This is a genomic window from Agreia sp. PsM10 (genome assembly GCF_030433855.1).
In the GTDB taxonomy this organism is placed as follows: domain Bacteria; phylum Actinomycetota; class Actinomycetes; order Actinomycetales; family Microbacteriaceae; genus Agreia.
The window spans coordinates 1-262 of sequence record NZ_JARUXC010000055.1; the positions used below are offsets into that span (position 1 = coordinate 1).

Below are 262 nucleotides of genomic sequence, written 5' to 3' on the forward strand. Positions count from 1 at the left end.
GCCGCCAAAGGTCACGGCCTGCAGGCTGCCGGACTCGACGGCGCCTGCCGGCAACGGCTTTGCCACGGTCGCCCTGCCCACGGTCACAGGCTGGCCGCCGTAGGCGTTGGACAGCACGATGCGCAGGCGCGGCCCGCCCAGGCTGATGCGCGCCACCTGGCGCACGGTCTGGTCCTGCAGCACAGCGGGCAGGTTGGTGGGAAAGAGGAAATCCGCCCCCCAGACCGGCTGCGGGCTGGCCTGCCACGTGGCAGCCCAGTGG

1 pseudogene is annotated in these 262 nt (G+C 72.9%); it reads right to left on the reverse strand.

The annotated features are described in order from the left end of the window. Nucleotides 1–262: pseudogene (locus tag QCD70_RS19025) on the reverse strand (hypothetical protein); the annotation flags it as partial.